Origin of the sequence: Nocardia sp. NPDC050378 (assembly GCF_040655675.1) — a bacterium.
GTDB classification, from domain to species: domain Bacteria; phylum Actinomycetota; class Actinomycetes; order Mycobacteriales; family Mycobacteriaceae; genus Nocardia; species Nocardia coubleae.
On the sequence record NZ_JBFAKI010000001.1, the window covers coordinates 609,664 to 634,211 of the forward strand.

Consider the following 24,548-nt stretch of genomic DNA (forward strand, 5'->3'; position numbering starts at 1 on the left):
GTACAAGCGTGCTGCTGTCGATCTGTAGGAGACTCCGAAATGCCGGCTATCGTCCTCATCGGCGCCCAGTGGGGCGACGAGGGTAAGGGCAAAGCTACCGATCTGCTCGGTGAGCGGTTGCAGTGGGTAGTCCGTTATCAGGGCGGCAACAACGCCGGTCATACGGTGGTGCTCCCCAACGGTGACAAGTTCGCGCTGCACCTGATCCCGTCCGGCATTCTCACCCCCGGTGTGAAGAACGTCATCGGCAACGGCGTCGTCGTCGATCCGGGTGTGCTGCTCGAGGAACTCGCCGGACTCGAGGAGCGCGGTGTCGACACCTCCGGCCTGCTGCTCTCGGCCGACGCGCACCTGATCATGCCGTACCACGTGGCCATCGATAAGGTCACCGAACGCTTCCTCGGCAACCGCAAGATCGGCACCACCGGTCGCGGCATCGGCCCCTGCTACCAGGACAAGGTCGCCCGCGTCGGCGTGCGCGTCGCGGATGTGCTCGACGAGAAGATCCTCACCCAGAAGGTCGAGGCCGCACTGGAATTCAAGAACCAGGTGCTGGTGAAGATCTACAACCGCCGCGCGCTGGACCCGCAGCAGGTGGTGGACGAGGTGCTCGCGCAGGCCGAGTCGTTCAAGCACCGCATCTCCGACACCCGCCTCGAGCTGAACCTGGCGCTCGAGCGGGGCGAAACCGTGCTGCTGGAAGGCTCGCAGGGCACCCTGCTCGACGTCGACCACGGCACCTACCCGTTCGTCACCTCCTCGAACCCGACCGCGGGCGGCGCCGCGGTGGGTTCGGGCATCGGCCCGAACAAGATCGACACGGTGCTCGGCATCCTCAAGTGCTACACCACCCGCGTCGGCTCGGGTCCCTTCCCGACCGAACTGTTCGACAACTTCGGTGAGTTCCTCGCCAAGAACGGCGGCGAGGTCGGTGTCACCACCGGTCGCGCCCGCCGCTGCGGTTGGTTCGACGCCGTGATCAGCCGGTACGCCACCCGCGTCAACGGCGTCACCGACTACTTCCTCACCAAGCTGGACGTGCTGTCCGGGCTGGACACGGTGCCGATCTGCGTGGCCTACGAGATCGACGGCGAGCGGGTCGAGCAGATGCCGACCACCCAGACCGAGTTCCACCACGCCAAGCCGATCTACGAAGAGATGCCGGGTTGGTGGGAGGACATCTCCGCCGCCCGCACGTTCGAGGACCTGCCCGCCAACGCGCAGGCGTATGTGCTTCGGCTGGAAGAACTTTCGGGTGCGCGGATCTCGTGCATCGGCGTGGGTCCGGGTCGCGATCAGACGATCGTCCGCCACGACGTGCTGGCCTAGTTCCCCGTCGAGCCCGGTGTCGCAGCAGCGGCGCCGGGCTTTGTCGTCCCCGCACCCCCGACACGCTCGGACAATGCGGACACGCTATCGATTTGAGCATCCCCCTGGCTAACGCTATGGTCGCTGCGGCACGCGGGGACGTGCCGCTTTCCTCTAGCTTGTGAGTGGGTGTTCGGCGTGGTCCGTCGGTGTGCTGGTGTGTGGGGATCGACGGGGCGGGTGTCTGCTCGGGCGGTCGCGGGAGTGTTGCCGATGGCGGTTGCGGTGGCGTGTGCGGGTGTCGCGCTGGCTGTGCCGCAGCCGGGTGTGACCGATGAGGTGCCGGTGCAGCCGGGAGTGAACACGCCGGGCGAGGAGGGGCGTTCCAGTCTCGGGGATTTCGAGGGGCCCGATTCGCTGGCCTATCTGGCGCCGGAACCGCAGGAAACGCGGCCGGTGCCCGACTACACCACCCCCGCGCCGCCCGTCGTGATCGAGGAACTGCACCTTCCTGAACCGGTCGAGCCCGTCGCCCCGATCGCGCCGCCGCCGCGCACGCTGCGCGTAGGCGACTTCACCGCCCCGGCTCCGGAGGAACTTCCGGCCGAGATCCTCGACGGCGTGAACACCACCGCCGCCGATGTCGAAGCGGCCATCGCCACCCAGGGTCGCTCGATCGGCATCAACCCGAGCCGCTCCGACAAGATCGCCGCCGCAACGGTGGGTGGAGCTCTCGCGGGCGCCGCCATCGCCGGTGTCCCGGCCGCCGCCGTTGGCGCGGTCGGCGGCGGCCTCGCCGGTGCGGCTGTCGGCGCGGGTGTGGGATTCGTGGTCGGCGCCGCGGGCACAGCCGGTGCGACCGCGATCCTGGCCGGTGCGGCGGCTATTCCGACGGCCGGGCCTGGCGCGGTGCCCATCATCATCGGCGGCTTCACCGCGGCGTGGCCCATCGCGGCCGCGACGACGGGTGCGGGCGCGGCCATCGGCGCGGCAGCCGGTGCCGCCCTCGGTGCCGCAGCCCTCGGCATCCCGGCCGCGGCGGCCGGCGCCGTGGCGGGTGGCGTCCTCGGCAGCGGTTACGGCGCCACCCTCTGACACTCACGCGAGGTTGCGGGGCGTCCACCGCCCTCGAACACCGGCTCAGCAGCGCCCCTCGCGACCTGGACAGTCGATCACCACGCTCTGGTGGCGGCATCGCCCGAGGGTCGAACGCCATCAGAGCGTGGTGATGATCCGTCCAAGTCGCGGTTCCGGTGCGGTCGCGGTGGAGAAGAACGTGGTCACGGTCGGGCGGGTGACCCCAGCTGAGGACCGCGGTCGGGGGTAGCGTCGGGAATGGTTCGGATGGAGGTGGTCGATGGTGCGCAGGATGATCGTGGTCGGGATGTTCGCGGTGGGTGCGCTCACCGGGTGTTCGACGCCGGAGGCGCCCGCACCGGTGCCGAGCGCCTCGCCGGTGCTGTCCACCACCGCGCTGCCGCCCGCGCAGACCCTCGCCCCGTCGCAGCAGCGCAACGAGCGCATCCGGGGAATGCTGTACACGGCGGGGTGCGTCAGCAATGCGTGCGTGCAGACCTATTTCGCCTGCATGGACGGCTACCTGTCGGGCGAACCGTGCCAGTTCTTCCGGGACCACCCGCCCCCGCCCTGACCGCTGCGGCGGATGCTGGATTCGCCGACGGCGAGTGATCGCGGACGCGGCGCCGATATCGACCACGAAGTGCCGAATTCGCCGTGACGCAACGGTCCGAGGCAGCTGCGCGGGCCAGGTAGGTTGGCGCCATGACACTCAGGATGGACAACGTCGGCATCGTCGTCGAGGACCTGGAAGGGGCCATCGAGTTCTTCCGGGAGCTCGGGCTCGAACTGCAGGGTCAGGGCATGATCGAGGGCGAATGGGCTGGTCGCGTCACGGGCCTGGGCGACCAGCGGGTCGAGGTCGCGATGATGCGCACGCCGGACGGCCACAGTTCGATCGAGCTGTCGCGCTTTCTGGAGCCTGCGGTCGTCGCCGACCATCGCACCGCGCCCGTGAACGCCCTGGGCTACCTGCGCGTGATGTTCGCGGTCGACGACATCGACGACACGCTCGCGCGACTGGAAGCACGCGGTGCGGAGCTGGTGAGCGCCGAGGTCGTTCGCTACGAGGACGCCTACCGGCTCTGCTACCTGCGCGGCCCCGAGGGCATCCTCATCGGGCTCGCGCAGGAACTCGGCTGAGACGACGTTCGTCCGCCTCCGGACGCCGCGCGAGGGCGAGGCACGATTCTCGCGCCGACGACTACCGTGCGCGCGTGAGGAATTCACCGATCGCGGGGGCGAGCACGGAGATCTTCGGGTTGTGGCTCACGCCGGGGAGCTCGGCGAACTCGGCGTTCGGCACCACCTCGGCGGCGGCCTTCGCACCCTTGGTGAGCAGGGGTGCGGTGCGTTCGCCCGCGAGAACGAGGACGGGAACCGAGATGCCGCGCCATTCGGCGGGATCGAGTTTCTGCCCGCGCATGTAGGGCTTCATCACGGCCCAGTCGTGTGCCGTCGAATTCGACGTGGCGGCAAGCTGTTTCCAGAACGGCGTCACCCGCATCACCGCGACCATCAGCCCCGGCATCCCCATCGCCTTGGTCATGTAGTAGCGAACCGTCTTGTCGCGCTTGCCTTCCGCGATCAGCGGATGCAGCTTGGTTTCCAGATCCTTCGGCGGCACATGATGTTTGGCATCGACCACGAAGGGCGGCTCGAACGCGACCACCTCGGTGACACCGGGAATCTCGCGCGCCGCGAGCAGGGCAAGCGCCGCGCCCGACGACCACCCGAACAGCGCCGCCTTCCCGCCCGCCGCCTCGACGAGCGCGGCGATGTCGGCGATCTCGTTGGCCACGTCGTACACACCGGGGGAGTCGGTGCTGTCACCGCGCCCGCGCCGGTCGTAGTTGAGCACCGTCAGGGCGTAGTCGTCGGCGAGAGTCTGCGCGAGCTCGGTCATGGTCTTGAACTCGCGGAAGCTGAAGGCCCCGCCGATCAGGATGACCGTCCCCGCGGTCCCGTCGCCGACCCGGTCGTAAGCGATCGTTGTGCCGTCGGCCGACGTGACTGTCCGCATGATGTTCCTCTCGATAGCTGACCACCGCAGTGCGACGGTACGCGACCCTGCGCGCCCGCCCTCCGGCTCCTCGGAACAGACGGTCCGGGCCCACCCGATTCATCGCTCAGAACAGCATGGGTTCACCGAAGCCCGGTGTGCGCTCGATTTCGAGCAGGCGCGCCTTGGTGCCGATGCCGCCGGGCGCGGAGAATCCGTGCAGCGCGTGGTCGGCGGCGAGCACTCGATGGCAGGGGATGATGAGGGGGATCGGGTTGCGGCCGAGGGCTTGTCCGACGGCCTGCGCGGAGCCGGGCGCGCCGATCCGGACGGCGATGTCGCCGTAGCTGAGGGTGCGGCCCGGGTCGATGTCGCGGGTCACCGCGTAGACGGCACGGTGGAATTCGGGAACGCCCGGCAGGTCCACCTCGATCCAGCGCAGCGCGTCGACGGTGCCCGCGAGGTGCGCTCGGATGCCCGCGATCGCCGCGACGATCGCGGGGCCGGGCTCGCCTTCGGCCACCGGTTGCCCGCCGAAAGGCCGGGTGATGTGGGCCAGCGTCTGCTCTTCGCTCGCCTCGGGCAGCGCGAACCGGACGACGGTGTCGTCGCGCCAGGCGATGGCGCACAGCCCGATGGCGGTGTCGAAGAGGGCCGCGACCACGGTGCCGGTCCGTGTCGAGTCAGCTCCGGAACTCATGAGCACAGTGTGCGCCGCCCCGGTGACAGGTTTCGGCCCGACCCGCCGCTCACGCGGCGAGACGGCCGCTGTCCGGCTTCGAATTCAGTCCAGTTTCCGGCGACTGGACTGGTTCGTCATGACCGCGACTGCGAAGGGCTTCGAGATCGCGGTATTGGCGCTGGTCGTCGTAGGTGCCGAAGGCTCGGTCATGGGGTGATTCCTGGAACGGCCAGAACGGCAGTTCCCCCTCTTTGGGGGCGAAATGGTAGACGGCATAGCCCACGGCGAAGGCGATGGCGAGAGCGAGGAAGGTGGTCATAATCCAAGAATCCGCCCACTGGCCTTGTCAAAAAATAGCCACTCACGGAATACTGGACTTTATGGCGACAAGAGTGATCGGCGCGGCGGGCCTGGCCCGCGACCTCGGCCGGTGGCGCGACCCCGAGACCGACGGCGACGAGCGTCGCCCCCACCGGCCCGCCTACCTGGCGCTGGCCGAGGCCATCCGGCTGCTGATCCACGACGGGCGGGCCCCGCTCGGCGTAGCGTTGCCGAGCGAGCGTGATCTGGCGGCCACTCTCGGCGTCAGCCGCACCACCATCACCTCCACGTACTCGCTGCTGCGCGAGCACGGCTACCTCATCAGCCGTCAGGGTTCGCGCAGCACGGTCGCGTTGCCGCCGAGCATTCAGCACGACGGTGCCCGCCCGGCGCGCGGCATCATGGCGCTGATGGCGCAGCCGGAACTGCCGACCATCGACATGACCTACGCCGCCATGTCCGCACCGCCGGAACTGCACGACGCGTATTCGGCGGCGCTACAAGGTATTCCGGCCTACCTCGGCACTCACGGCATGGACCCGGTCGGTGTGCTCGCGCTGCGCGAGGCCCTGGCCCGCCGCTACACCGCGCGCGGCCTGCCCACCGAACCCGACCAGATCCTGGTGACTCTCGGTGCGCAACACGGACTTCGGCTGCTGCTCAATGTGCTCACCTCACCGGCCGCCCGCGTCCTGATCGACCATCCGTCCTATCCGAACGCGATCGAGGCGATCCGCGATGTCGGCGCGCGCCCCATCCCGGTGCCGCTACGTCCTGAATTCCCCAGTGCCGGTTGGGATCTGGAAGGGTTGCGCAGTACCGCCCGGCAGACGGCGGCCACCCTGGCCTACCTCGTGCCGGACTTCAACAACCCCACCGGCCTGCTCCTCGACGCCGACGGTCGCGCCGAACTGGCCGCCATCGCCCGCGACACCAGAATGACCATCGTCGTCGACGAGTCGATGCGCGACCTCAACCTCTCCGACGACGAGATGCCGCCGCCCGTCGCGGCTTTCGCGAAGGGCTCGGAGATCATCACCATCGGTTCGGCGTCCAAGTCGTTCTGGGGTGGCCTGCGCGTGGGGTGGGTGCGCACCAATCAGGCGCTCATCACCAAGCTGCTCGGCATCCGCGCCACCGTCGACCTCGGCACCCCGGTCATGGACCAGCTGGCCACCGTCCACCTGCTGGAGAACGCCGAACCCATCCTCGACCGGCGCCGCGTCCAGCTGCGTGCCCAGCGTGCCACCCTGCTCGCGGCCGTGGCCGAGGAGTTGCCCGATTGGCACATAGCCCCTGGCGCGGGTGGCATGTCGGTATGGGCGCAGCTGCCGAGTCCGGTGTCGACCGCACTGGCCGCCACCGCACCCAACCACGGTGTATTGCTCGCCGCCGGACCACGTTTCGGCGTGCAGGGTGCGTTCGAACGGTTCATCCGACTGCCGTTCACGCATCCCGAGGCGGATCTGCGGCTGGCTGTGAAGTCGATCGCCGCGGCCTACACCGCGCTCACGCCGCGCGCCGCCGACCCACTCCAGCCGCTCACCTGCTACTGAGCCCAGACATCCTCGATCGGCGTCGCCGCGCTCGGCGGGGGTGTCGGGGTGCCGCCCTGGGTGCGCGAGAACCGCGGCGCGGGCGCGTGCTGCACCACGTCCTCGATCTCGATCAGCCCTTCGCGGGCGCGGATGTGCTCGTTGCGCGTGGCCTCGGTGAAGGTGAGCACCGGGGTGGTGCAGGCGTCGGTGCCCTCGAAGATCGCGGTCCACTCGTCGCGGGTCTTGCTCTTGAACTTCTCGGTGAACAACTTGCGTAGCTGCTCCTGGCCGTCCGGGTCGAGCTGCTGCGGCAGGCCCTCCGGGTCGATACCGAGACCGGCGAGCAGTTGCTCGTAGAACTGCGGCTCGATCGCGCCGACCGCCATGTACTTGCCGTCGGCGGTTTCGTAGGTGTCGTAGAACGCCATTCCGGTGTCGAGCAGGTTCTCGCCGCGTTCGTCGGACCACAGGCCGACACCGCGCATGCCCCACACGAAGTGCGAAAGGGCAAGTGCCCCGTCGACCATCGCGGCATCGATCACCTGTCCCTTGCCCGAGGTCGCGCGCTCGACGAGCGCGGCGAGCACACCGGTCACCAGGAACATCGAACCGCCGCCGAAGTCGCCGACCATGTTCAGCGGCGGCACCGGCCGCTCGCCCTTGCGTCCGATGGCGTTGAGCACGCCGGTGAGCGAGATGTAGTTGATGTCGTGGCCCGCGCGATCGGCCATCGGACCGTACTGGCCCCACCCGGTCATCCGGCCGTAGATCAGGCGCGGGTTGCGCGCCAGCGCGTCGTCGGGGCCCAGACCCATCCGCTCGGTGACGCCGGGCCGGAAGCCCTCGAGCAGCACGTCGGCCTTCTCGACCAGGTCGAGCACCTTGGCCACGTCGGCGGGGTCCTTCAGATTCGCTTCGACGATGGTGCGCCCGCGCCACTGCGGGCGTTCCAGGAAGCCGGGCAGCTGTCCACGCCGCTGCACCCGCACCACGTCGGCGCCGAGATCGGCCAGTAGCAGGGCGGCGTGCGGGCCCGGGCCGATCCCGGCCAGCTCGATGACCTTGATGCCCGCGAGGGGGCCCTGACCGGTGGTGCTCACGTGGTGACCTCATTCGTCGTCGAACGGTATTGACAATCCGACAATAGCGCCGGGGTGGCGGCACCGGTAGACCATGCGCGAGAATTCGCCGAGCGCGACTCGGCGCGATATGGGAGGAACCCGGCAGTGAGCGTATGGGGTGAGGTCCTCGTCGGCCTCGTCATTCTGGTCGGCATCATCGGCGTGATCGTGCCCATCCTGCCCGGGGTGATCCTGATCTTCGCGGCCGTCGCGGTGTGGGCGTTCCTCACCGGCGGTGCGGGTGCCTGGATGGTGTTCGCCATCGCCTCGGTGGCACTGATCCTGTCGGGCGTCGTGAAATACACCTGGCCGGGGCGCCGGATGCGCGAAGCGGGCGTGTCGAATCGGGCGTTGCTCGTCGGTGCCGTCTTCGGCATCGTCGGGTTCTTCGTGATCCCGGTGGTCGGGTTGTTCATCGGGTTCGTGCTCGGCGTGTACGTGGCGGAACTGCAGCGGTTGAAGACGCATGACACCGCTTGGCCCGCGACGATGCACGCGCTCAAGGGTGTCGGACTGTCGATGCTGGTCGAACTGTTCGGCGCACTCATCGCCTCCGGCGTCTGGCTCGTCGGGGCGGTGCTGGTCTGAGCGTGGTCAGCCGGCCGCGTGCTCGGGATCGGCGCGCCGGGAACCGGTAACGGCTCGCGATCAAGGTCTTTCGATGATCGGCAGTGGGCGCGTCTGGTCGTCGCCCGCCCCGGGGAGGGCCGACCGGGGGATCGGAAGTGTCGGGTTGTCGCGGGCAGCAACCGGTTTCGGATTCGGCCGGCTCACTGCGGGCAGGCGGTAGCACTCGCGGGCGTTGTCCTCGAGGACCGCGTACATGTCGGCGCCGACGACCTGGCAGATCAGGTCGATATCGGCGTCCTCGAACGGCCTGCCCGCCCTGGTGCCCGGCAGGTCGGAACCGAACATGAGTGCGCGGGGGTTGACAGCGTGGATGCGGCGCAGCGTTTCGGCCACGTCCATATCGACTCGGCCGAACCCGGTCGCCTTCACCTTCGCGCCGCGGTCGACGAGATCCAGCAGGTAGGGCAGACCCTCGGCGGACATGCCGAGATGATCGATGGACAGCGCGGGAAGTTTGGAGATCACCGGCTGCAACGATGCGAGCATCTGCCCGTCGATGTAGAGCTCCACGTGCCATCCGGCCAGTTCATGGGCGCGCAGGGCCTGCAAGGTCATCTGGGTGATGTCGGCGGCGGCGCGTTTGAGGTTGAACCGGATCGCCCGTACGCCTGCCCGGTCCAGATCGAGGATCTCCTCGTCACCGGCATCCAGATCCAGGCGGGTGACGCCGACCCACTCCGGGCCGAGCTCGCTCAGGGCGGCCTTCAGGTACGTCTGATCGGTGCCTTGGAACGATGCGCTGACAACGGCTCCGCCGCGTACATCGAAGTGCGCCATCCGTTTTCGATAATCCGCGATCGTATAGGGCTCCGGCAGGTAGCCCTCGTTCTCGATCAGCGGAAACCGCGGATCGATGATGTGAACATGCGCGTCGAACACTGGTACAGGATGCCTCGAGCTAGGCGGATCGGCCGACTTCGACCGAGAAAACAGGCGGGTACGCGCGGAAAAGGCCGGTGGGCGAGGGTTCTGCTCTCGCGTCCACCGGCCTTGTCATCGCTGTCAGGCCTTGTGGGGCTCGCTAGCGCGGAGCATGTCTTCTCGCTCCACGACCTTGACGCGCTCGCGGCCCTCGGGCTCGCCGAGGGCGCGTTCGTGGGCGTCGAGGCGGTACCAGCCGGCCCAGGTGGTGAACGGGATGCCCTTGCCCTCGAGGAACTCGGTGACGGCGTCCAGCTCGGGCTTCGGCGCGGGGGTGAAGTTCTTCGCGTCGTCGAGCAGGCAGGCGATGGTCTCGTTGGCGTCGCCCTTGGTGTGGCCGATCAGGCCGACGGGGCCACGCTTGATCCAGCCGGTGACGTAGGTGGCGGGCATGAAACGGGCCGCACCCTCGGCGCTCTCGTCGGCGATCACGCGACCGGCCTCGTTGGGCACGGTGCCTGCCTGATCGTCGAACGGCAGCTGGTTGATGTTCTGTGACAGGTAACCGACGGCGCGGTAGACGGCCTGCACGTCCCACTGCTTGAACTCGCCGGTGCCCTTGACGTTGCCGGTGCCGTCGAGCTGGGTGCGCTCGGTCTTGAGACCGACGACCCGGCCGTTCTCGTCGCCGACGATCTCGGCGGGCGACTCGAAGAAGTGCAGGAACAGCTTGTGCGGGCGGTTGCCCTGGTCGCGGATGGCCCACTGCTCGAGGGTGTTGGCGACCATGTCGACCTGCTTGGAGTTGCGGCGCGCGGCCTCGGAACCCTCGTCGTAGTCGATGTCCTCGGGGTCGACGATCACCTCGATGGTCGGCGAGTGGTCGAGTTCACGCAGCTCGAGGGGGGTGAACTTGGCCTGCGCGGGACCGCGACGCCCGAAGACGTGCACCTCGACGGCCTTGTTCTCCTTGAGCCCCTTGTAGACGTTCGGCGGGATCTCGGTGGGCAGCAGCTCGTCGCCGGTCTTGGCGAGCACGCGCGCCACGTCCAGGGCCACGTTGCCGACGCCGAGCACGGCGACCTTCTCGGCATCCAGCGGCCACGAACGGGGCACGTCGGGGTGCCCGTCGTACCAGGAGACGAAGTCGGCGGCGCCGTAGGAACCGTCGAGGTCGATGCCGGGGATCGGCAGCGCGCGGTCGGCGTTGGCACCGGTGGAGAAGATCACCGCGTCGTAGAACTGCCGCAGGTCGTCGAGGGTGATGTCGGTGCCGTAGTCGATGTTGCCGAGCAGGCGCACCTGATCCTTGTCGAGCACCTTGTGCAGGGCGGTGATGATGCCCTTGATGCGCGGGTGGTCGGGCGCGACGCCGTAGCGGATGAGACCGAAGGGCGCGGGCATGCGCTCGTAGAGGTCGATGCTGACCTCGGCGTCGGACTTCATCAACGCGTCGGCGGCGTAGATACCGGCCGGTCCCGCACCCACGATCGCGATGCGAAGCGGGCGAGTCGCTGTCTGTTCGGTCATTGTCTACGCGCACCCTTTGGTCGAGAAACGATGTGACGGCGTCAACTTAGCTTAGGCTAAGTCGGAAACCGGCTACCGGCCGCTGCCGTCCTCGTCGGCGGCAGGCCGTAATCAACGCGATTCTAGCTGCGGTGTTGCGGCAACCCGGCGCGCGGTGTAGCTGCCCGGCCCGGGTCTGTCAGGATTACCACATGAGCGAGGAGCAAACAGGCTCGGACGATCAGCCCATCGAGGTCGATCAGACCGACAAGCGGTCCATCGTCCCGTTCGTCGCGGCCGCGGTGATCGCGGTCGTCGTGCTCATCAGCATCGTCGTCGGCGGGCTCCTCGCACCCGCTGAGAAAAATGTCACAGAGGCCGATCGGCTCGCGGCCGCCGTCACCAACTATATCGACGCGCGCTCGCGCACCGATCAGCGTCCGCCGCCCGGGGTGGCGTGCCCCGGGTTCGACGAGGCGAAATCGGGTCTCACCGAACGGCTCGGCGGCCCGGAATCAGCGGTGACGATCGACAAGAAGGGCTTTTCAAACGCCACCGTCAACGGCAACCGGGCCAAGATCGACGCCACGGTTTCGGTGGGCGGGCAGGCGACGTCGAGCACCTGGAATCTCACCCGGGTCGACGGCGCCTGGCTGGTGTGCACCCCCTGAGGGGTTTGACACGGTGACCAGTGCCGGGGCAATCTCAGATCGCAAGGTCATGAGTACCAGCGTCAAGCCCCGGCTCGCTGGTCGGCAACCCTCCTCCGCGGTGGGGTGCTCCGGGTGACGACCTGGCCGTGTGCTGGACTCCCCCGCCTCGGCAAGAGCGGATTCACGCAGGAGGATCGACATGAGTTACGCCGGCGACATCACCCCTGAGAAGGCGTGGGAAATCCTGACCGAGCATCCCGACGCGGTGCTGGTCGACGTGCGCACCGAAGGCGAGTGGGCCCACATCGGCATTCCCGACACCAGCTCCATCGAGCGCCCCGCGCACTTCATCGAATGGGTCGACGGCACCGGCGCGCGCAACCCGCGCTTCGGTGAGCAGCTCGAACAGGTCCTCGCCGACCGCCCGGCCGACGCACCCGTGGTGTTCCTGTGTCGCTCGGGTCAGCGCTCGGCGCACGCGGCGACGGTGGCCACCGCGGCGGGGATCACCCCGTCCTACAACGTGCTCGACGGTTTCGAGGGCGGCCCCGACGCGTTCGGGCAGCGCGGCAGCACCGGCTGGCGCGCCGTCGGCCTGCCGTGGCGCCAGGCATTAGGAGACTTCGCATGATCACCGGTGGTTCCTTCGACAAGCCGCTGCCCGAAGGGGTCGGTCCCGCCACCCTCGGCGTGCGCGGTGGCCTGCGTCGTTCCGGATTCGACGAGACGTCCGAGGCGCTCTACCTGACTTCCGGCTTCGTCTACGAGAACGCCGAGGCCGCCGAGGCCGCGTTCACCGGCGATGTCGAACACTTCGTCTACTCCCGCTTCGGCAACCCGACGGTGGCCATGTTCGAGGAGCGCATCCGCCTGCTCGACGGCGCCGAGGCCGCGTTCGCGACCGCCTCGGGCATGTCGGCGGTGTTCACCGCGCTGGGCGCGCTGCTGAAGGCAGGCGACCGGCTCGTCGCCGCGCGCAGTCTGTTCGGTTCCTGCTTCGTGGTGTGCAACGAGATCCTGCCGCGCTGGGGGATCGAGACCGTCTTCGTCGACGGCGACGACCTCTCGCAGTGGGAGCAGGCTCTGTCGGTACCCACCCAGGCCGTGTTCTTCGAGACCCCGGCCAACCCGATGCAAACCCTCGTCGACGTCCGCAGGGTCACCGAACTGGCCCACGCCGCAGGCGCGAAAGTGGTGCTGGACAACGTCTTCGCCACCCCGCTGCTGCAGCGCGGGTTCGAACTCGGCGCCGACGTGGTCGTCTACTCCGGCACCAAGCACATCGACGGCCAGGGCCGCGTCCTCGGCGGCGCCATCCTCGGCGCCAAGGACTACATCGATGGTCCCGTGAAAACCCTGATGCGCCACACCGGTCCGGCGCTGAGTCCGTTCAACGCTTGGACCTTGCTCAAGGGGCTGGAGACGATGCCGCTTCGCGTGCGTCAGTCGACCGAATCGGCACTGCGGGTCGCCGAGTTCCTGGAGACGAACAAGTCGGTGGAATGGGTGAAGTACCCCTTCCTGCCGTCACATCCGCAGCATGCCCTGGCCAAGGAGCAGATGTCGGGCGGCGGCACCGTCGTCACCTTCGCCCTGCACGGCGACGACGGCAAGAAGCGAGCCTTCGAGGTCCTCAACCGCCTGCGCATCATCGACATCTCCAACAATCTCGGCGACGCCAAGACGATGATCACCCACCCCGCCACCACCACCCACCGAGCCATGGGCCCCGAAGGCCGCGCCTCCATCGGTCTCTCCGACGGCGTGGTCCGCATCTCGGTCGGCCTGGAAGACATCGAAGACCTCCTGGGCGACCTCGACCACGCGCTGAGCTAGTTCGGGTGGATCGACCCGGCGAAGGCGCACACTAGTGCCGACGTGGCCGCGGGCTCGGTAGCTCCTCGAACATGACGACGACCATGGTCGCGGCAGGTCAGCCCAGCGCGCGCAGACGGGGAGCCAGGTCGCGCTGGAAGAGGTCGAGGAAGCGGAGTTGGTCGTGGCCGGGGGCGTGGAAGACCAGGTGGTTGAGGCCCGCGTCTAGGTAGGGCTTGATCTGGGCGACGGCCTCGTCGGGGTCGCTGGCGACGATCCAGCGCTTGGCGACCTGTTCGATGGGCAGGGCGTCGGCGGCGGCTTCCATCTCGATGGGGTCGGTGATGTCGTGCTTCTGTTCGGGGGTCAGCGACAGGGGCGCCCAGAAGCGGGTGTTCTCCAGGGCGAGTTCGGGATCGGTGTCGTAGGAGATCTTGATCTCGATCATCTTGTCGATCGCGGACAGGTCGCGCTCGGCCTTGGCCGCGCCCTCGGCGACGGCGGGCAGCAGCTTCTCGGTGTAGAGGTCCATGCCCTTGCCCGAGGTGCAGATGAAACCGTCACCGGCGCGGCCCGCGTACCTGGCGACGACAGGGCCGCCCGCCGCGATGTAGACCGGGATGCCGTCCTTCGGCACGTCGTAGATCGAGGCGCCGACGGTGTGGTAGTACTCGCCGTCGAAATCGACGCGGTCGCCGAGCCACAGTTCGCGCATCAACCGCACGGCCTCACGCAGCCGGGCGAAACGCTCCTTGAAGTCGGGCCATTCGCCCTTGTATCCGGTGGCGATCTCGTTGAGCGCCTCGCCGGTGCCGACACCGAGCATCACGCGGCCCGGGTACAGGCAGCCGAAGGTGGCGAAGGCCTGCGCGATCACCGCCGGGTTGTAGCGGAAGGTCGGGGTGAGCACCGAGGTGCCGAGCATGATGCGCTCGGTGCGTTCGCCCGCGGCCGCGAGCCAGGCCAGCGAGAACGGGGCGTGGCCACCGTTGTGGCGCCACGGCTGGAAGTGGTCGCTCACGGTCGCGCTGTCGAGGCCGTGTTGCTCGGCGGCCACCGCCAACTCGACCAGCTCTCGTGGTCCGAACTGCTCCGCCGACGCCTTGTACCCGAGCTTGAGATCGACCATTCCAGCCACTCCTGTTCCTCCGCTGACCGCTGCCTCCTCGACCCTAGCGTGCGGCCCGCGATCCGCACCGTCACCGTTTCGTCTCCCACCGCGCCGGGTTTTAGCGGATGATTAGCTGGTGACCGCCAAGGACGAACAGATCTTGTCGTATCTGACCGATATGGACGGCGTGCTGGTGCACGAGGATCAGTTGATCCCCGGCGCCGACGAGTTCCTCGCCGAACTGCGCGAGAACGAGATCCCGTTCCTCGTGCTGACCAACAATTCGATCCGGACCCCGCGCGATCTGCAGGCCCGGCTGCGCCACACGGGCCTCGACATCCCGGAGGAGTCGATCTGGACCTCGGCGCTGGCCACGGCGACCTTTCTCGACGACCAGCGACCCAACGGCACCGCCTATGTGGTGGGCGAGTCCGGGCTCACCACGGCGCTGCACGAGATCGGGTATGTGCTCACCGACAGCGACCCCGATTACGTGGTGCTCGGCGAGACGCGCACCTATTCGTTCGAGGCCATCACCACCGCCATCCGCCTGGTGGACCGAGGCGCGAAATTCATCGCGACCAATCCCGACGCCACCGGCCCGTCGCGCGACGGGGTGTTGCCCGCCACCGGGTCGGTCGCCGCGCTCATCACCCGTGCCACCGGCAAGGACCCCTATTACGTCGGCAAGCCGAACCCGCTGATGATGCGTTCGGCGCTGCGCCGCATCGGCGCGCATTCACAGTCGACGGTGATGATCGGCGACCGCATGGACACCGACGTGATCGCGGGTCTGGAAGCGGGCATGCGCACGGTGCTGGTCACCTCGGGCATCTCCACCAAGACCTCGGTCGAGAAGTACCCGTTCCGGCCGACGCTGGTCGTCGATTCGGTCGCTGACCTGCTCAATCGCACGCGCACCCCGTTCGTGGAGCGCTAGCCGGGCATGTGAGCCCCGTCGCATCGGAATAGGTTTCCGCCCTCCGCCGTTATAGTTGCCATGGCAACCAAAGGAGGGTCCGTGCAGTTCGGAATCTTCAGCGTCGGCGATGTGACCACCGATCCCACCACCGGCCGTACCCCCACCGAAGCCGAGCGGATCAAGGCGATGGTCGCGATCGCGCAGAAGGCCGAGGAAGTCGGGCTCGATGTGTTCGCGACCGGCGAGCACCACAACCCGCCCTTCGTGCCGTCGTCGCCGACCACCATGCTCGGCTATATCGCGGCACGCACCGACAAGATCCTGCTCTCCACCTCGACCACGCTCATCACCACCAACGACCCGGTGAAGATCGCCGAGGACTACGCGATGTTGCAGCACCTGGCCGACGGCCGGGTGGACCTGATGCTCGGTCGCGGCAACACCGGCCCGGTGTATCCGTGGTTCGGCAAGGACATCCGCGACGGCATCCCGCTCGCCATCGAGAACTACCACCTGCTGCACCGGCTGTGGCGCGAAGAGGTCGTCGACTGGCAGGGCAAATTCCGCACCCCGCTGCAGTCGTTCACCTCGACACCACGCCCGCTCGACGATGTCGCGCCGTTCGTGTGGCACGGGTCGATCCGCAGTCCGGAGATCGCCGAACAGGCCGCCTACTACGGTGACGGCTTCTTCGCCAACCACATCTTCTGGCCGACCGACCACTTCCAGCGGCTGATCGAGCTGTACCGCCGCCGCTACGAGCACTACGGGCACGGCAGCGCCGACCAGGCCATCGTCGGTCTCGGCGGGCAGGTGTTCCTGCGCAAGAACTCCCAGGACGCGGTTCGTGAATTCCGGCCGTACTTCGACAACGCGCCGGTCTACGGACACGGTCCGTCGCTCGAGGAGTTCACCGAGCAGACACCGCTCACCGTCGGCAGCCCGCAGCAGGTCATCGAGAAGACGCTCACCTTCCGCGAGAACTTCGGCGACTACCAGCGTCAGCTGTTCCTGATCGACCACGCCGGCCTGCCGCTGAAGACGGTGCTCGAGCAGCTGGACCTGCTGGGTGAGGAAGTGATTCCGGTGCTGCGCAAGGAATTGGCGGCCGGTCGCCCGGCCCACGTGCCGGACGCGCCGACGCACGCCGCCCTGGTGGCGGCGAAGACCGCGACGGAGGTGACCGCATGAGTTTCCGCATCGGTGTGGTGTCGGCGGGGCTGTCGCAGCCCTCGTCGACGCGGCTGCTGGCGCAGCGGCTGGCCGCCGCCACGGCCGCACGCCTCGGCGGCGACGTCGAACTCGACTTCGTGGACCTGCGCGAGCACGCCCGCGACCTGGCCGACAACCTGACCACCGGCTTCGCGCCGCCCGCGCTGCGCACAGCGATCGACAAAGTGGTCACCGCCGACGCGCTGATCGCGGTGACACCGATCTTCAGCGCCTCCTACAGCGGCTTGTTCAAAACGTTCTTCGATGTGCTGGAACCGGATTCGCTGGCCGGCCTGCCCGTGCTGGCCGGTGCCACCGGCGGCACCGAGCGTCACTCGCTGGCGCTCGAGCACGCCGTTCGCCCACTGTTCGCCTATCTGCGCGCCGTCGTCGTACCGACCGCTGTCTACGCCGCGTCGTCGGACTGGGGCAGCGAGGACAGCGCTCTCGACGACCGAATCGACCGCGCGGCAGCCGAATTGGCAGCTCTATTGCGCGGCCGTACGACCACGAACCGACCCGCCGATCCCTACGCCGAGCCGACACCCTTCGCGGATCTGCTCGCGGCGGGCCTACCCGACTGACCGATCACCGAAAACACCCCCCCGAAAAGGAGAAATCATGACCACCGCACTCGCCACCGGTCTCACCGCGGGCACCTGGACCATCGACCCCGCCCACTCCGCCGTCGGCTTCTCCGTACGGCACCTGATGGTGAGCAAGGTCCGCGGCCGCTTCACCGACTTCGACGGCGCGCTCGTCATCGGTGAGGACGGCACCGCCTCCGCGCACGCCGAGATCCGCGTCGACTCCCTCACCACCGACAACGCCCAGCGCGACGCCCACCTGGCCACCGCCGACTTCTTCCACGCCGAGCAGTTTCCGGTGATGACCTTCAAGTCCACCGGATTCCGTGGCGAGGGTAGCGAATTCGTCGTAGACGGTGAGTTCACCGTGCGCGGCAATACCAAGCCGGTCTCGCTCGACGTCGAGTTCCTCGGCGTGAACGCGGGCATGGGCAACGGCAAGGTCGCCGGTTTCGAGGCCAAGACCGTGGTCTCGCGCCGCGACTTCGGTCTCGACATCGATATGCCCCTGCCCGACGGCGGCGCGGTGATCGGCGACAAGATCACCCTCACCCTCGAGATCGAGGCCGTCCTGCAGGACTGACCTCAATCGGGTGCCGACGCCCTCGCGACCATTTCCGGTCGCGAGGGCGTTGTGCTCTGTCCCCGCCGCGACCCGTCGACGGTATGGGTGACAGTGCGCGAGAGCTGGTCAGCGATGTTCCTCGGCGATAATGGTGTCGAGGACCGCCGACAACCGGGTGAGGGTTTCGACGGTCGCGGCGAACTCGGCGGTGCCGAGCGCATCGGCCAGGCGGCGGGCCAGCACCTCGTGCTGCGGGTCGATGCGACGGATGGCCGCCGACCCCTCCTCGCTGAGCGCGACAAGTTTGGCCCGCTTGTGCGCCGGGTTCGGCCGGTATTCGCACAGCCCCTTGCCGACCAGGATGTCGGCCACCCGCTGCACGCTCTGCCGGGTGATGCCGATGGCCCGGGCGATCCCGGCGACCGGCAGCGGTTGGTGTTCCACCGCCGCCATCACCTGCCACCAGGCCACCGATATTCCGGCGGGTGCGGCCAATGCTTCACCGAGGGTGAGGAATTGGCCGTTGAGCCGGTAGACGGTGAGCGCGGCCGCGTCGAGTAGCTGCTGTTCGTCGTTCAATCTGCTTGTCCACCTGCGTTTTCGGCGAGCGCGAAGTAGCCCGTGGGGTCCTTCTGCCCGAACAGCTGGTACCAGGCATCGAGTACCTGCGGTTCGAAAAGATCGAGGCGGACGAAGATCTCGCGCGCGAACTCGAACGGCGACATGGCGTCGGCGGTGATGAGGTCGCCGTCGGTCACCGCCGACTCCTCGACATAGTGCTCGGCGCCGCAATAGCCGCTGGAGGCAAGGTATTCGGCGGCGTTGCTGGTGTGTGGGCGGTCGTCGAGCAAGCCTTCCTTTGCGAGTCCGAGGGTGGCGCCACAGATCGCCGCGACCGGTACACCCGCCGCGAGGAATTCCCGCGCCATCCGGGCGAACGGAGCCAGGTCGTCGCCCGCGTCCCACAGGTCGGCGCCGGGCAGGATCAGCATCGCGCTGTCGGCGGGGTCGATGTCGGCCAGGGCCAGGTCGGGGGTCACCCGCATGCGTCCGGCAGTGGTGACGGGCGCGGTGGTGAGTCCGACCGTCGCCACCTCGAACCGCCCCGGCTCGCGATGCCAGGAGTCGTCGGCGATATTGACCGTCGCCGCGCCGACTTCCCAGTCCGAGAGAGTGTCGTACACAGCCACGTGAACTGTCTTCTTGGTCATGACAGCATACTGTCATTAATGACAGAATGCTGTCAATAAGAATTTTGTTACCCACTGATAGGCGCTCCTCCGTAGGCTGACGCACAACCGGTGCGAGACAAGGGAGTTCGCCACGATGATCGACCCGGTGCAGGGGCTGACCGGCACCATCACCTCACCGATTCGTGCCGCGGGCGCACTCGGCGAAGTGCTCGTCGCCATTCGCGGCGGCACGGAGCTGTATCTCGCGCGCGCCGACGAACCGATCGAGGCGGGCGCCACCGTGCTCATCGTCGCGGTCAATCCGGGCAGGCTCGTCGACGTCGTGCCCTGGATTCCGCTCGCACCGCAACTGCCGCAAGACAACTGAAAGCAAGGGAGGCTCAGATGCTGGGCTATCACGTTCCTGATCCCGACGAGGCCATGCTGGTCAGCGGTGCCAAGGTCAAGGACAACGCACCGTTCAAGGTGATCATCGGTCGCGGCACCTGGGTGATACCGCTGTTCCGCAAGGTCAGCTACCTGTCGCTGGCCATGTTCGAATCCGAGATCCGCGAGCGCTGCGTCACCAAGCAGGCCATCCAGCTCGACGTGCGCGCGGTGATCGCGTTCAAGGTCGCCAACGACACCCAGTCCATCGTCAATGCGGCACAGCGCTTCCTGTCCGAGCAGGAGAAGGAGATGTCGGTGCTCACCGGCCGCATCTTCTCCGGTCACCTGCGCTCGATCGTCGGCTCGATGACCGTAGAGGAGATCATCCGCGAACGCCAGAAGCTGGCCGACGAGGTGCTCATCGCGTCCAAGGTGGAGATGAGCAATATCGGCCTGTGGGTCGATTCGTTCCAGATCCAGTCGATCGACGACGGCAACCTCGGCTACATCGAAGCCCTCGCCGCCCCGCACAACGCGGCCGTGCAGCGCGACGCCCAGATCGCCCAGGCCCAGGCCGCCCAGCGCGCCGCCGAGGCCGAACAGGAATCGTTGCGCCGCCGCGCCGAGTACGAACGCGAGACCTCGCTGCTCAAGGCGCAGTACCAGCGCGACATCGACAAGGCCAACGCCGAAGCCGCACAGGCGGGCCCGCTCGCCGACGCGGTCGCCCGGCAGGAGGTCCTCACCGCGCAGGCGGAACAGGCACGCAAGAACGCCGAACTGCGAGAGCAGGAACTTCAGGCCGAGGTCGTGAAGCCCGCACTCGCCGAGGCCGAACGGGTCCGCATCCTCGCCGAGGCCGAAGCCGACCGCACCCGCATCCAGGCCGAGGCCGCCGCCTCCAACAACCGCATCGCCCTCGACCAGCTGCTCATCGAGCAACTCCCCGAGATCGTCCGCCAGGCCTCCCACGGCCTCGCAGGCGCCAACCTCACCGTCCTCAACGGACCCGACGGCGTGAGCGAACTGGTCAACGGCATGGTCGGTCAGGGCCTGACCGTCTTCAACTCCCTGCAGAAGGCCCTGTCCAACGGCGAGCCGAAGCCCGAACCTCTGGACAAGTGATCATCAGGCTCGGGTGGATTTCGGCTCTCGGCCGAAACCGCCACCAGAGCGTGGTGATCGAGCGTCCGGGTCAGGCGCGGCGGAGGGCGAAGATGCGCAGGTCGCGGGTGGTGCGATCGCGGTAGGCGGCGTAGGCGCCGGTGATCTCGACGAAGCGGGCGAAGATCGCCTCTTTGTCCGCGTCGGGGACGAGGGTGGCGGTCACCGGGATGCGTTCGCCCGCGATGGCGACGGTGGCTTGCGGGTTCGCGAGGAGATTGACGGTCCAGGCGGGGTGCTTGGCCTGGCCGAAATTGGAGCCGACCACGTAGAGGGTGTCGCCGTCGTGGACGTAGAGCAGCGGCTGGGTGCGTTGCTGCCCGGATTTGCGGCCGGTGGTCGTCAGCAGGATCACCGGCGCGCCGATCGGGCCGAGCACGGTGTACTTGGCGTCGGTGCGCTCGAGCACGGCCCGGTCCAATGGGGTCAGGGTGCGGATCAGCAGCGAGCCCGGCTTGGTCGCGGCGAAACGGTTGGCGGCGCGCGAGAGCGGGTTCGTACGCGAACCCCAGATTCGATCCGGGAACTGCGGTGTCATGGGCCGACTGTAACCGCGACGATCGCGCCACACCGAACCCCGGGATCGCCGCCGATTAACTAAGCTCGCGAGCATGGTCGAACCAGCGCCGTCCACCGTGTACATCGCCTCGCCCGAGGGCGACACCGGAAAGTCAACGGTCGCCCTCGGTGTCCTGCAGATGCTGTGCGCCACGACAGCGCGCGTCGGCGTGTTCCGGCCGATCACCCGGTCGGCCACCGCACCCGACTACATCCTCGAGCTGCTGCTCGAACACAGCACCGCCGACATCAGCTACGAGCAGGCCGTCGGCGTCAGCTACGAGGACGTGCACCGCGACCCCGACGCCGCCATCAGCGAGATCGTGATGCGGTTCCACGATGTGGCCAAGGCCTGCGACGCGGTGGTGATCGTCGGCAGCGACTACACCGATGTGGCCAGCCCGAGCGAGCTGCGCTACAACGCCCGCATCGCGGTGAACCTCGGCGCCCCGGTGCTGCTCGTGGTGCGCGGCGCCGAACGCACGCCCGCCGAGGTGAAGCAGCTCGTCGAACTCTGTGCGAGCGAGCTCGCCGGCGAGCACGCGCAACTGGTCGCGGTGATCGCCAACCGCTGCGCCCCCGACGGGATGGACGAGATCTGCGCCGCCCTGGCCGATTTCGACGTGCCGTCGTGGACGCTGCCGGAGGTGCCGCTGCTGATGGCCCCGACCATGGGTGAACTGTGCGAGGCCATCGACGGTGAAATCTACAGCGGCGACCCGGAATTGCTGCAGCGCGAGGCACTGCGCATCATGGTCGGCGGCATGACCGCCGAGCACATCCTCGAACGGCTCTCCGACGGCGTCGTGGTGATCGCGCCCGGCGACCGTTCCGACGTGCTGCTCGGCGTCATGAATGCCCATGAGGCGGCAGGCTTTCCGTCGCTGGCCGGAGTCATCATGAACGGTGGCATCCGCCCGCACCCGGCCATCGCCCGGCTGATGGAGGGTCTGCAACCCAAGCTGCCGATCCTCACCACCGAACTCGGCACCTACGACACCGCCAGCGCGGTGCACCGCACCCGTGGCCGCATGTGGGCGGGCAGCCCGCTCAAGGTCGACACCGCGCTCGCGCTGATGGAACAGCGCGTCGACGCGTCGGCCCTGCTCGAACGCATCCAGGTGCCCTCCTCGACGGTGGTCACCCCGCAGATGTTCGAGTACCGCCTGATCGAACGTGCCCGCTCCGACCGCAAACGCATCGTGCTGCCCGAAGGCGACGACGACCGCATCCTGCGCGCCGCCGGCCGGGTGCTGCAGCGCAAGATCGCCGACCTGACGATCCTCGGCGACGAGGCCGCCGTGCGTTCTCGCGCCGCCGAACTCGGCGTCGACATCGCCGCCGCGCAGGTACTCGACCCGCGCACCTCCGGCTACCTCGACGAATTCGCCGCCGAGTACACCGAATTGCGCAAACACAAGGGCATGACGCTGGAGCGGGCCCGCGAAACCATGGCCGACATCTCGTACTTCGGCACCATGATGGTCTACAAGGGCATCGCCGACGGCATGGTCTCCGGTGCCGCGCACACCACGGCGCACACCATCCGGCCCTCCTTCGAGATCATCAAGACCACTCCCGGCGTCTCCACCGTGTCGAGTGTGTTCCTGATGTGTCTGGCCGACCGGGTGCTCGCCTACGGCGACTGCGCCGTCGTACCCGACCCCACCTCCGAGCAGCTGGCCGATATCGCGGTGTCCTCGGCGGCCACGGCGGCCCGGTTCGGGATCGAGCCACGGGTGGCGATGCTGTCGTACTCGACGGGTGCGTCGGGTACCGGTGCCGATGTCGACAAGGTCCGTGCCGCAACCGAATTCGTGCGCGAGCGCGCGCCGGAACTGCCGGTCGAGGGGCCGATCCAGTACGACGCGGCGATCGAGCCCGCGGTGGCGAGCGCGAAGATGCCCGACTCCGATGTCGCGGGCAAGGCAACGGTTTTCGTCTTCCCGGATCTCAACACCGGCAACAACACCTACAAGGCGGTGCAGCGCAGCGCCGGTGCCGTCGCCATCGGGCCGGTGCTGCAGGGTCTGCGCAAGCCGGTGAACGATCTGTCGCGCGGCGCACTGGTGGCCGACATCGTGAATACCGTGGCGATCACCGCCATTCAAGCGCAGGGAGACGCGAAGTGAGTGACCTGGTCCTGGTGCTGAACTCCGGGTCGTCGTCGATCAAATACCAGCTGCTGCACGCGGATTCGGGTGAAGTGGTCGCCTCCGGGCTGGCCGAGAAGATCGGTGAGGCGCACGGTGGGCGCATCGTGCACGAGTGCGGTGGGCGAAAACTGGTGCACGACGGGCCGATCGCCGATCACCGCGACGGGTTGCGGCAGGCCTTCGAGATGTTTCGGGAGACGGGCGTCGACCTGACCACGGTCGGTGTCGGGGCCGTCGGGCACCGGGTGGTGCACGGCGGCGAGGTGTTCTGGGAGCCGACGATCGTCACCGACGACGTACTCGCCACCATCCGCGACCTGTCCGAGCTGGCGCCACTGCACAACCCGGCCAATGCCGTCGGTATCGAGTCGACGCGTGAATTGCTGCCCGGCATCCCGCAGGTCGCCGTGTTCGATACCGCCTTCTTCCACGGCCTGCCCGATGCCGCCAAGACCTACGCGATCGACGCGAAAGTCGCCGCCGCGCACGGCATTCGCAAATACGGGTTCCACGGCACCTCGCACCAGTACGTCTCGGAGAAGGCCGCCGAGTTCCTCGGCCGCGACTACACCGAGCTCAACCAGATCGTCTTCCACCTCGGCAACGGTGCGTCCGCGTCGGCGATCCGGGGTGGCGTCGCGATCGACACCACCATGGGGATGACGCCGCTCGAGGGCTTGGTGATGGGTACCAGGCCCGGCGACCTCGACCCCGGCATCCTCCCGCACCTGGTACGCGTGGCCGACCTCGACCTCGCGCAGGTCGAGCAGCTGCTCAATCGCAATTCCGGGCTCAAGGGGTTGTCCGGCGTCAACGACTTCCGTGAGCTGGGTGAACTCGTCGAAAACGGTGACGCCGCCGCGAAGCTGGCCTACGACGTCTACATCCACCGCCTGCGCCGCTACCTGGGCGCGTACCTGGTGGAGCTCGGGGCGGTGGATGTCATCGTCTTCACCGCAGGCGTCGGCGAGAACGCCGCGAACGTGCGCGCGGACACCCTCGCCGGGCTCTCGGGCCTTGGCATCGAGGTCGACCCGGCCCGCAACGAGACCCGGACGCCCGGCATCCGCCGCATCTCCCCGGAATTCTCCCCGGTCGAGATCCTGGTCGTCCCCACCAACGAAGAACTCGCCATCGCCCGGGCCGCCCACGCCCTCACAACCTGACAAGCAGGGGGACTCGCGCCCACCGGGT

Annotated in this window: 27 protein-coding genes and 1 riboswitch; of the genes, 17 read left to right on the plus strand and 10 right to left on the minus strand. The window is 68.1% G+C overall.

The window, feature by feature from the left end:
* The first annotated feature begins 39 nt into the window (after positions 1-39).
* From AB0I35_RS02815 to AB0I35_RS02830, 4 genes are all read left to right on the plus strand, one after another.
* Entirely contained in the window at positions 40-1,329 is a 1,290-nt protein-coding gene (locus tag AB0I35_RS02815) for an adenylosuccinate synthase (protein WP_067484365.1), read from the plus strand.
* A gap of 252 nt (positions 1,330-1,581) precedes the next feature.
* Positions 1,582-2,403, plus strand: coding sequence for a hypothetical protein (locus tag AB0I35_RS02820; RefSeq protein WP_357393753.1), 822 nt, complete (start codon positions 1,582-1,584; stop codon positions 2,401-2,403).
* Between the two features lie 262 nt (positions 2,404-2,665).
* Positions 2,666-2,959, plus strand: coding sequence for a hypothetical protein (locus tag AB0I35_RS02825; protein WP_357393755.1), 294 nt, complete (start codon positions 2,666-2,668; stop codon positions 2,957-2,959).
* Between the two features lie 131 nt (positions 2,960-3,090).
* Positions 3,091-3,528: a VOC family protein gene (locus tag AB0I35_RS02830; RefSeq protein ID WP_357393757.1), complete on the plus strand. Its 438-nt coding sequence runs from the start codon at positions 3,091-3,093 to the stop codon at positions 3,526-3,528.
* 61 nt (positions 3,529-3,589) lie between these two features.
* Here the strand turns inward: AB0I35_RS02830 and AB0I35_RS02835 are convergent, their stop codons facing one another.
* The 3 genes from AB0I35_RS02835 to AB0I35_RS02845 all read right to left on the minus strand — a co-directional run bounded on the left by AB0I35_RS02835 (position 3,590) and on the right by AB0I35_RS02845 (position 5,388).
* Positions 3,590-4,408, minus strand: coding sequence for an alpha/beta hydrolase (locus tag AB0I35_RS02835; protein WP_357393759.1), 819 nt, complete (start codon positions 4,406-4,408; stop codon positions 3,590-3,592).
* Positions 4,409-4,514: 106 nt separating this feature from the next.
* Positions 4,515-5,087, minus strand: coding sequence for a methylated-DNA--[protein]-cysteine S-methyltransferase (locus AB0I35_RS02840; RefSeq protein WP_357393761.1), 573 nt, complete (start codon positions 5,085-5,087; stop codon positions 4,515-4,517).
* 49 nt (positions 5,088-5,136) lie between these two features.
* Entirely contained in the window at positions 5,137-5,388 is a 252-nt protein-coding gene (locus tag AB0I35_RS02845; protein ID WP_357393763.1) for a hypothetical protein, read from the minus strand.
* Between the two features lie 61 nt (positions 5,389-5,449).
* On the opposite strand from AB0I35_RS02845, the gene AB0I35_RS02850 reads away from it, so the two are divergent.
* Complete coding sequence (locus AB0I35_RS02850; RefSeq protein WP_357393765.1) at positions 5,450-6,946, plus strand: PLP-dependent aminotransferase family protein; 1,497 nt, start codon at positions 5,450-5,452, stop codon at positions 6,944-6,946.
* Here the strand turns inward: AB0I35_RS02850 and AB0I35_RS02855 are convergent.
* Positions 6,940-8,028: a CaiB/BaiF CoA-transferase family protein gene (locus tag AB0I35_RS02855; RefSeq protein ID WP_357393767.1), complete on the minus strand. Its 1,089-nt coding sequence runs from the start codon at positions 8,026-8,028 to the stop codon at positions 6,940-6,942. The two genes, AB0I35_RS02850 and AB0I35_RS02855, sit on opposite strands and share 7 nt — an antisense overlap.
* A 126-nt stretch (positions 8,029-8,154) precedes the next feature.
* Here AB0I35_RS02855 and AB0I35_RS02860 point away from each other — a divergent pair, with 126 nt between their 5' ends.
* Positions 8,155-8,637: a DUF456 domain-containing protein gene (locus tag AB0I35_RS02860; RefSeq protein ID WP_357393770.1), complete on the plus strand. Its 483-nt coding sequence runs from the start codon at positions 8,155-8,157 to the stop codon at positions 8,635-8,637.
* Between the two features lie 60 nt (positions 8,638-8,697).
* Here the strand turns inward: AB0I35_RS02860 and AB0I35_RS02865 are convergent, their stop codons facing one another.
* The gene (locus AB0I35_RS02865; RefSeq protein WP_357393772.1) at positions 8,698-9,558 is read right to left on the minus strand and encodes an amidohydrolase family protein; all 861 of its coding nucleotides are present in this window, start codon (positions 9,556-9,558) and stop codon (positions 8,698-8,700) included.
* Between the two features lie 123 nt (positions 9,559-9,681).
* Complete coding sequence (locus AB0I35_RS02870; protein WP_357150368.1) at positions 9,682-11,070, minus strand: FAD-dependent oxidoreductase; 1,389 nt, start codon at positions 11,068-11,070, stop codon at positions 9,682-9,684.
* A 191-nt stretch (positions 11,071-11,261) separates the two neighbouring features.
* Between AB0I35_RS02870 and AB0I35_RS02875 the strand changes: the two genes are divergently transcribed.
* The 3 genes from AB0I35_RS02875 (at position 11,262) to AB0I35_RS02885 (ending at position 13,538) form a co-directional block, all read left to right on the plus strand.
* Positions 11,262-11,720 carry a hypothetical protein gene (locus AB0I35_RS02875; protein WP_357393774.1) on the plus strand — a complete coding sequence of 153 codons (459 nt, stop codon included), beginning with the start codon at positions 11,262-11,264 and terminating at the stop codon, positions 11,718-11,720.
* 45 nt (positions 11,721-11,765) lie between these two features.
* Positions 11,766-11,884, plus strand: a riboswitch (SAM riboswitch).
* A gap of 17 nt (positions 11,885-11,901) precedes the next feature.
* Positions 11,902-12,333: a rhodanese-like domain-containing protein gene (locus AB0I35_RS02880; protein WP_357393776.1), complete on the plus strand. Its 432-nt coding sequence runs from the start codon at positions 11,902-11,904 to the stop codon at positions 12,331-12,333.
* On the plus strand, positions 12,330-13,538 hold the full coding sequence (locus tag AB0I35_RS02885) for an O-succinylhomoserine sulfhydrylase (RefSeq protein WP_357393778.1): 1,209 nt from the start codon (positions 12,330-12,332) through the stop codon (positions 13,536-13,538). Before AB0I35_RS02880 ends, AB0I35_RS02885 begins: the two co-directional genes overlap by 4 nt.
* A 97-nt stretch (positions 13,539-13,635) precedes the next feature.
* Here AB0I35_RS02885 and fgd read toward each other — a convergent pair whose 3' ends face one another.
* Entirely contained in the window at positions 13,636-14,646 is a 1,011-nt protein-coding gene (gene fgd / locus AB0I35_RS02890; protein WP_357393780.1) for a glucose-6-phosphate dehydrogenase (coenzyme-F420), read from the minus strand.
* A gap of 118 nt (positions 14,647-14,764) precedes the next feature.
* Between fgd and AB0I35_RS02895 the strand changes: the two genes are divergently transcribed.
* The 4 genes from AB0I35_RS02895 (at position 14,765) to AB0I35_RS02910 (ending at position 17,932) form a co-directional block, all read left to right on the plus strand.
* Complete coding sequence (locus AB0I35_RS02895; RefSeq protein ID WP_357393782.1) at positions 14,765-15,568, plus strand: HAD-IIA family hydrolase; 804 nt, start codon at positions 14,765-14,767, stop codon at positions 15,566-15,568.
* A gap of 81 nt (positions 15,569-15,649) precedes the next feature.
* Positions 15,650-16,741 carry an LLM class flavin-dependent oxidoreductase gene (locus AB0I35_RS02900; RefSeq protein WP_357393784.1) on the plus strand — a complete coding sequence of 364 codons (1,092 nt, stop codon included), beginning with the start codon at positions 15,650-15,652 and terminating at the stop codon, positions 16,739-16,741.
* Positions 16,738-17,346 (plus strand): CE1759 family FMN reductase, encoded by a 609-nt coding sequence (locus tag AB0I35_RS02905; RefSeq protein WP_357393786.1) that lies wholly within the window; start codon positions 16,738-16,740, stop codon positions 17,344-17,346. The genes AB0I35_RS02900 and AB0I35_RS02905 overlap by 4 nt, the downstream gene beginning before the upstream one ends.
* Before the next feature lie 37 nt (positions 17,347-17,383).
* Positions 17,384-17,932, plus strand: a complete 549-nt coding sequence (locus AB0I35_RS02910; RefSeq protein WP_357393788.1) for a YceI family protein — start codon at positions 17,384-17,386, stop codon at positions 17,930-17,932.
* Between the two features lie 108 nt (positions 17,933-18,040).
* Here AB0I35_RS02910 and AB0I35_RS02915 read toward each other — a convergent pair whose 3' ends face one another.
* Both AB0I35_RS02915 and AB0I35_RS02920 read right to left on the minus strand, forming a co-directional pair.
* Positions 18,041-18,493, minus strand: coding sequence for a MarR family transcriptional regulator (locus AB0I35_RS02915; protein ID WP_357393790.1), 453 nt, complete (start codon positions 18,491-18,493; stop codon positions 18,041-18,043).
* On the minus strand, positions 18,490-19,125 hold the full coding sequence (locus AB0I35_RS02920) for a DJ-1/PfpI family protein (protein ID WP_357393792.1): 636 nt from the start codon (positions 19,123-19,125) through the stop codon (positions 18,490-18,492). Before AB0I35_RS02920 ends, AB0I35_RS02915 begins: the two co-directional genes overlap by 4 nt.
* 115 nt (positions 19,126-19,240) lie before the next feature.
* Here AB0I35_RS02920 and AB0I35_RS02925 point away from each other — a divergent pair, with 115 nt between their 5' ends.
* Together AB0I35_RS02925 and AB0I35_RS02930 are read left to right on the plus strand one after the other, a co-directional pair.
* Positions 19,241-19,474, plus strand: a complete 234-nt coding sequence (locus AB0I35_RS02925; protein ID WP_357393794.1) for a hypothetical protein — start codon at positions 19,241-19,243, stop codon at positions 19,472-19,474.
* A gap of 17 nt (positions 19,475-19,491) precedes the next feature.
* A complete protein-coding gene (locus AB0I35_RS02930) occupies positions 19,492-20,601 on the plus strand; it encodes an SPFH domain-containing protein (protein WP_357393796.1) in 1,110 nt (369 codons plus the stop codon).
* A 70-nt stretch (positions 20,602-20,671) separates the two neighbouring features.
* Here the strand turns inward: AB0I35_RS02930 and AB0I35_RS02935 are convergent, their stop codons facing one another.
* Positions 20,672-21,178: a nitroreductase/quinone reductase family protein gene (locus AB0I35_RS02935; protein ID WP_357393798.1), complete on the minus strand. Its 507-nt coding sequence runs from the start codon at positions 21,176-21,178 to the stop codon at positions 20,672-20,674.
* A gap of 73 nt (positions 21,179-21,251) precedes the next feature.
* Here AB0I35_RS02935 and pta point away from each other — a divergent pair, with 73 nt between their 5' ends.
* Together pta and AB0I35_RS02945 are read left to right on the plus strand one after the other, a co-directional pair.
* Complete coding sequence (pta, locus tag AB0I35_RS02940; RefSeq protein ID WP_357393800.1) at positions 21,252-23,330, plus strand: phosphate acetyltransferase; 2,079 nt, start codon at positions 21,252-21,254, stop codon at positions 23,328-23,330.
* Positions 23,327-24,520, plus strand: coding sequence for an acetate kinase (locus AB0I35_RS02945; protein ID WP_357393802.1), 1,194 nt, complete (start codon positions 23,327-23,329; stop codon positions 24,518-24,520). The genes pta and AB0I35_RS02945 overlap by 4 nt, the downstream gene beginning before the upstream one ends.
* Positions 24,521-24,548: the final 28 nt, after the last annotated feature.

Coding starts and splice junctions, on each gene's coding strand:
- AB0I35_RS02935 (WP_357393798.1), bottom strand. CDS start 21,178: ATGACACCGCAGTTCCCGGATCGAATCTGGGGTTCGCGTACGAACCCG.
- AB0I35_RS02885 (WP_357393778.1), top strand. CDS start 12,330: ATGATCACCGGTGGTTCCTTCGACAAGCCGCTGCCCGAAGGGGTCGGT.
- AB0I35_RS02910 (WP_357393788.1), top strand. CDS start 17,384: ATGACCACCGCACTCGCCACCGGTCTCACCGCGGGCACCTGGACCATC.
- AB0I35_RS02875 (WP_357393774.1), top strand. CDS start 11,262: ATGAGCGAGGAGCAAACAGGCTCGGACGATCAGCCCATCGAGGTCGAT.
- AB0I35_RS02930 (WP_357393796.1), top strand. CDS start 19,492: ATGCTGGGCTATCACGTTCCTGATCCCGACGAGGCCATGCTGGTCAGC.
- AB0I35_RS02825 (WP_357393755.1), top strand. CDS start 2,666: ATGGTGCGCAGGATGATCGTGGTCGGGATGTTCGCGGTGGGTGCGCTC.
- AB0I35_RS02870 (WP_357150368.1), bottom strand. CDS start 11,070: ATGACCGAACAGACAGCGACTCGCCCGCTTCGCATCGCGATCGTGGGT.
- pta (WP_357393800.1), top strand. CDS start 21,252: ATGGTCGAACCAGCGCCGTCCACCGTGTACATCGCCTCGCCCGAGGGC.
- fgd (WP_357393780.1), bottom strand. CDS start 14,646: ATGGTCGATCTCAAGCTCGGGTACAAGGCGTCGGCGGAGCAGTTCGGA.
- AB0I35_RS02815 (WP_067484365.1), top strand. CDS start 40: ATGCCGGCTATCGTCCTCATCGGCGCCCAGTGGGGCGACGAGGGTAAG.
- AB0I35_RS02905 (WP_357393786.1), top strand. CDS start 16,738: ATGAGTTTCCGCATCGGTGTGGTGTCGGCGGGGCTGTCGCAGCCCTCG.
- AB0I35_RS02845 (WP_357393763.1), bottom strand. CDS start 5,388: ATGACCACCTTCCTCGCTCTCGCCATCGCCTTCGCCGTGGGCTATGCC.
- AB0I35_RS02835 (WP_357393759.1), bottom strand. CDS start 4,408: ATGCGGACAGTCACGTCGGCCGACGGCACAACGATCGCTTACGACCGG.
- AB0I35_RS02820 (WP_357393753.1), top strand. CDS start 1,582: ATGGCGGTTGCGGTGGCGTGTGCGGGTGTCGCGCTGGCTGTGCCGCAG.
- AB0I35_RS02925 (WP_357393794.1), top strand. CDS start 19,241: ATGATCGACCCGGTGCAGGGGCTGACCGGCACCATCACCTCACCGATT.
- AB0I35_RS02830 (WP_357393757.1), top strand. CDS start 3,091: ATGACACTCAGGATGGACAACGTCGGCATCGTCGTCGAGGACCTGGAA.
- AB0I35_RS02850 (WP_357393765.1), top strand. CDS start 5,450: ATGGCGACAAGAGTGATCGGCGCGGCGGGCCTGGCCCGCGACCTCGGC.
- AB0I35_RS02840 (WP_357393761.1), bottom strand. CDS start 5,087: ATGAGTTCCGGAGCTGACTCGACACGGACCGGCACCGTGGTCGCGGCC.
- AB0I35_RS02880 (WP_357393776.1), top strand. CDS start 11,902: ATGAGTTACGCCGGCGACATCACCCCTGAGAAGGCGTGGGAAATCCTG.
- AB0I35_RS02920 (WP_357393792.1), bottom strand. CDS start 19,125: ATGACCAAGAAGACAGTTCACGTGGCTGTGTACGACACTCTCTCGGAC.